Annotated in this window: 7 protein-coding genes; all 7 read right to left on the reverse strand. The window is 53.4% G+C overall.

The window, feature by feature from the left end; all coding sequences use genetic code 11:
* Positions 1 to 27: 27 nt before the first annotated feature.
* Positions 28 to 729, reverse strand: a complete 702-nt coding sequence (spoIIIAF, locus tag VF260_03590) for a stage III sporulation protein AF (GenBank protein ID HEX7056269.1) — start codon at positions 727 to 729, stop codon at positions 28 to 30.
* Between the two features lie 27 nt (positions 730 to 756).
* Positions 757 to 1,962: a stage III sporulation protein AE gene (gene spoIIIAE / locus VF260_03595; protein ID HEX7056270.1), complete on the reverse strand. Its 1,206-nt coding sequence runs from the start codon at positions 1,960 to 1,962 to the stop codon at positions 757 to 759.
* Positions 1,963 to 1,984: 22 nt separating this feature from the next.
* Entirely contained in the window at positions 1,985 to 2,374 is a 390-nt protein-coding gene (gene spoIIIAD / locus VF260_03600; protein ID HEX7056271.1) for a stage III sporulation protein AD, read from the reverse strand.
* Positions 2,375 to 2,385: 11 nt separating this feature from the next.
* The gene (gene spoIIIAC / locus VF260_03605; protein HEX7056272.1) at positions 2,386 to 2,589 is read right to left on the reverse strand and encodes a stage III sporulation protein AC; all 204 of its coding nucleotides are present in this window, start codon (positions 2,587 to 2,589) and stop codon (positions 2,386 to 2,388) included.
* Positions 2,590 to 2,613: 24 nt separating this feature from the next.
* The gene (spoIIIAB, locus tag VF260_03610) at positions 2,614 to 3,153 is read right to left on the reverse strand and encodes a stage III sporulation protein SpoIIIAB (GenBank protein ID HEX7056273.1); all 540 of its coding nucleotides are present in this window, start codon (positions 3,151 to 3,153) and stop codon (positions 2,614 to 2,616) included.
* Positions 3,126 to 4,136 (reverse strand): stage III sporulation protein AA, encoded by a 1,011-nt coding sequence (gene spoIIIAA / locus VF260_03615; protein ID HEX7056274.1) that lies wholly within the window; start codon positions 4,134 to 4,136, stop codon positions 3,126 to 3,128. Before spoIIIAA ends, spoIIIAB begins: the two co-directional genes overlap by 28 nt.
* Before the next feature lie 72 nt (positions 4,137 to 4,208).
* Positions 4,209 to 4,475 (reverse strand): YqhV family protein, encoded by a 267-nt coding sequence (locus VF260_03620; GenBank protein ID HEX7056275.1) that lies wholly within the window; start codon positions 4,473 to 4,475, stop codon positions 4,209 to 4,211.
* Positions 4,476 to 4,664: the final 189 nt, after the last annotated feature.

The raw sequence follows: 4,664 nt of genomic DNA on the forward strand, positions 1-4,664 counted from the left end.
TTTTTCCAGCCACTTCGCCACCGGCCATCACCTCAGTGGAGCAATTTCCAGATCGATTTTCGCTTTGTCGATACCCCATTCGTTCGCAATAAACTCCAACAATTGGCTCCGCAGCCCGCCTAACTTCCGGTTTTCCTCCCCATCCTGCGCCGCTGCGGCAACCGCCCGCGCCTGATCGTCCAGTTTAATTTGGATCCGCACAGGCTCCACTTTGCGCATCGTACTTTGCTTACTTTTTTCCGTTTCCGCATCTTGCGCTTGCGTTTGCCCCGTGCGCGGAATGAGGGAAATCCGCAAGCCCGTAATCGCCGGTTCGTTGTTTTCTTCCGCAACTGTCGCTTCCGCCGCCGTGACTTCAACCGGAAACGCGGCTTCGATCTGTTTTGCGATGCGTGCGGAAAGTTCCTGTTCAACCATTTGCCAAGCTTTTGCCTCTTCTTGTTTCCGTAATGCTTCGCCTTTTGCCAATATGCTCTCCAAAGGCTGAAAATCCGCACCGCTGTCCAACATCCCTGGTTGCGCGGAAAATGCCGCAACCGTCAGTTTCTGCAAATCGACGCGAAACAACGCATGCACGACCGGCGTTAAAACCGTCAGCAAAATGAACAGGCTGATTACGACCTTGACGTACCGCTGCATGCTGCTGTTGGGCAAAAGCAAGTCGACAAAAGCGGCAAGCAAGATGACCAGCACGACATCCCGCAGCCATTCGCCCAACCATGCGATCACTGCCGCCACCTCCCGCAAGATGAAGGGTTACCGCATCATTACCGATATGTTGCCTGCCGAGATCATGACGGTTACGGCAAGAAAGAACATCAACCCGACTGTGGCCAGCGCGGCAAAAACATAGATCAGGCTTTTGCCGATCGTATCCAGGCATTTGGTGATCGGGCTGCTTCCCAACGGCTGCAACACGGCTGCGGAGAGATTGTAGACAAACGCCAGCGCCAAAATTTTCACGGCCGGAAAAGCGCAGAGCAATAAAATGATCACGACGCCGACCAGGCCAATCGCGTTTTTCACGATGAGTGAAGCGCTGACAACCGCATCTGTCGCATCGGAAAACAGCGAGCCCACAACCGGGACGAAATTGCCGGTTACGTATTTGGCGGTTCGTAGCGTTACGCCGTCCGTAACCGCCCCGGCCACGCCCTGCACGGAAATGACCCCGAGAAAAACGGTGAGGAACACGCCGAGCATGCCTACGCTGACTTTGCGCAGCAAATCGGCCAATTGTGTCACTTTATACTTGTCCGACAGGGTGCTTACGATGTGCAGAACCGCCGAAAAAAACAAGAGCGGAAATATAATGGTATATATAAGCGTGCCCACGGTATGCACCATGAACACGATGAGCGGGTGCATCACCGATGCGGATACGACGTTCCCCATCGATGCCAGCATCGTCAAAAGCAGCGGTATCATTGCCGCCATGAAGTGGATCATATTTTCAATCGCCGACTTCGCGTAACCGATTGCCACGCTGAAACTGTTGATGGCAATGATGATTAAAACGGTATAAACAATGGCGTAAGCGATTTTACTGATCGAATTTTTCTCGAACGCTCCCTGCAGCGTTTGCAGAATTTGGCTGAATACGCTGAGTACGACGATCGACGCCAGCAATTTGCCGTTTACCAGCAATTCATGAAAGAGATATGCCGCAAGCCCTTTAAGCGCCTGGATAAAGTGGAAGCCCTCGCCGCCCGGCACGATCATTTCCATGATGCTGGGAGCTTGATTGTCGGGAAAAAAGCCGCCGTATTCATCCATCAGTTTGCGCCAATATTCATTGACCTGTTCGGTTTCCGGCGAGTTGGCCTGCTCCTTAACAAGCGTATCCAGCGGATCGTTCGCCGCCATAACACCGGCGCTCCCCAGGGGGTGACACAGAAACACAAGAAAAAATGCCGCCGCAATGCGCAACGTTGCCTTCGCCATCTTGATCCCACGCTTCAACGAGTTTTCCCATCCCTGCATCTTAAGCGGGCAACAACTTCATGACCGTCTCGATGATAACCGTGATTATCGGTATGGCCATCACCATGATGAGAATTTTTCCGGCCAGTTCGATTTTGCCGGCGATCGAATCCTGTCCGGCGTCCCGCACGATTTGCGCGCCAAATTCAGCAATATAAGCCACCCCGATAATTTTCAATATTGTCTTCACGAAAATCATATTGACATTCGATTTCGCCGCCAAATCCTGCAGCACGCCGATAATCTCGCGAATGCTTGCGATCAGCAAAACGAGTATGACAATTCCGGTGAAAACGGAGATAAAAAAGGCGAAGAGCGGTTTTTGCTCCTTGACAATTAGCGCCAGCACCGCAGCGATAAGGCCCAACCCGACAATCTGGACGATTTCCAAGGCATCTCACCCTACTGAAACAAAAAAATGGTTTTGATTTGCTTGAACAGATCGTCCAACAGATGCACAACCATAAACAGCACGACGACAAAACCGATTAGCGTAACCCAATGTGCCATGTCTTCTTTGCCCATTTGCTTCAATACCGTATGGATCATGGCAATGATGATGCCGATGCCGGCAATTTGAAAGATCGAATTGACTTCAACATTCATTCGGCGCACCTCGCTCGGTGAAATTCAATAGAGCACGATAACCACCAGCGCCCCAAGCAGAAATCCCAGGCTTTTCCACATCTTCTCGTAGCGTCTGCGCTCTTCCAGCGCTTCCGCTTCTTCCCTTTGCAGTTCATGAATCGCGAGATGCAGATGCTTGAGCTGATCTTCTTTGCCGGATGCCCCCAGGATTGCTCCCAATTGGAGCAGGATCTCTTTTTCCGTTCGCCTGAGCGCGGTTTTGGGCCAAAGCAAAAGCACATTTTCCCGCCACACTTCATCAACGCTCAAACCTTGCGCCATTGACAGCTGCTCCGACGTTGCCTGAAACAACGCGGAGAGGGGAGCGGATAACCGCTTACCCAATTTTCCCAAAGCTTGCGGCAGCGGCGTAAAGCCGTAGCCGATCTCCGTTGCCAATGATTGCAGGGCATGCACCAATTCGCGAATCTGTTGCGGACGGTCGGCAAGCTCTTTCGCCTTGGCGAAGCCCGCCAACGTGCCGGCGATAAGCACAAGGGCCGTTCCGATCAATTTCAGCACGGCGTCATCCCTTTCTGCCAAGCTGCGGCGGCGCCTGCGGCCACGCGGACAAGCTGCGAACCGTCCGCCGCACAAAGCTTCATTTCCGGCGTTCCGCCGCCGCTGCGGCGCAATATGACAAACCGTTCAAACAAATTGCCCGCGATCATTTCGCGGAAAGTCGGGCGGCAAGCAAGCTCCGCCAAATCCGCGCCGTGCGCCGTCGCCAGCACGCGCACGCCCGCTTTAATGGCCTCCTTAAGCGCTTCGGCATCCTCGGCTGTGCCGATTTCATCCACCACCAGCACTTCGGGCGACATGGAGCGGATCAGCATCATCATTCCTTCCGCCTTGGGGCAGCGATCGAGCACATCGGTTCTGGGACCAAGGTCGAAGGTCGGAACGCCGGCTTCACAACCCGCGATTTCGGATCGCTCATCGACGATCCCCACTTTTTTGCCCCGCCACGGCAAGCCGTTGGGCCATTCGCCGGAAGACAATAACCGGGCCAAATCGCGGATTAATGTTGTTTTGCCTTGCTGCGGCGGCGAAACGATCAGCGTGTGGCAGATGGTTTGGTTCGGCACATCCACGAGGCCGGGCAGCAGGGCTGCTCCCACTCCAATCACCTGGCGGGCGATCCGTATGTTAAAACTGGCGATGTCTTTAATGAATTTCACTTTCCCCTGTTCTACCGCCGCGCCTCCGGCAATGCCCACGCGATGGCCGCCGCGGATCGTAATATAGCCTCGTTTCAGTTCTTCTTCCAACGCATAAACCGAGTGGCAGGTTAAAATATCAATCAGCTTGCGACATAATTCCCGATCCGGAATAAAAGCGCGCAAGTGGCTGCGCGTTGGTTCGCCCCCGGCGGTTACAAAAGCATAATCCCCGGAAAAACCGATTTCCAACGGCCGTCCCGCTCGTATCCGCAATTCCTCCAGGCCGGATAATACATCCCGGGGAAGCCGGCGAATCTGGCTGTGCAGAGGCTCAGGCAAAAGTGACAACACCGATTCCAGCATGCGCAAATCCCCCCCAGTTGTCCGCGCCACTCATCTCATATGTATGCTTGGCCCTGCTTTTTATGAACAAGTTTACTTTTTAAATATCCCGAAGAAAATGCAGCTTACGCCGACCAGGATCCATACAAACCGCCCGAAGGATATTTTGTCGGCAATCCCGACCAGCCCGATGGAAGTGGTCGAAACGAGCACCAAAGGGCCGACCAATGCCAGTCCCGAGTTAACCAGCAGCGCCTTGTCGATTTGGTTCAACTTCAACATGAAAATGGCCGCCAACAGTTCCAGGCTTCCGGAAAAAATCCGCAGCATCGCCATGCTCAACACGAGCTTGTTGATCACGATTCACACCTCACGCTGGCGGAGAAACAGGCTTCATTCATGGCAGCGCCTATTCTCCTTTTGTATTTGGCATCTTGTACCTGTTTTTATATGTATGCGGACTGGCTCGCGATCTTGCCACGAACTCACTGGGCACATCCCCAGCCGGCCCCGCATATATTGCACAATGAAAACATACATTTTATTTAC

Source organism: Bacilli bacterium, from assembly GCA_036381315.1.
Taxonomy (GTDB): Bacteria; Bacillota; Bacilli; order Paenibacillales; family KCTC-25726; genus DASVDB01.

Coding starts and splice junctions, on each gene's coding strand:
- spoIIIAC (HEX7056272.1), bottom strand. CDS start 2,589: ATGAATGTTGAAGTCAATTCGATCTTTCAAATTGCCGGCATCGGCATC.
- spoIIIAA (HEX7056274.1), bottom strand. CDS start 4,136: ATGCTGGAATCGGTGTTGTCACTTTTGCCTGAGCCTCTGCACAGCCAG.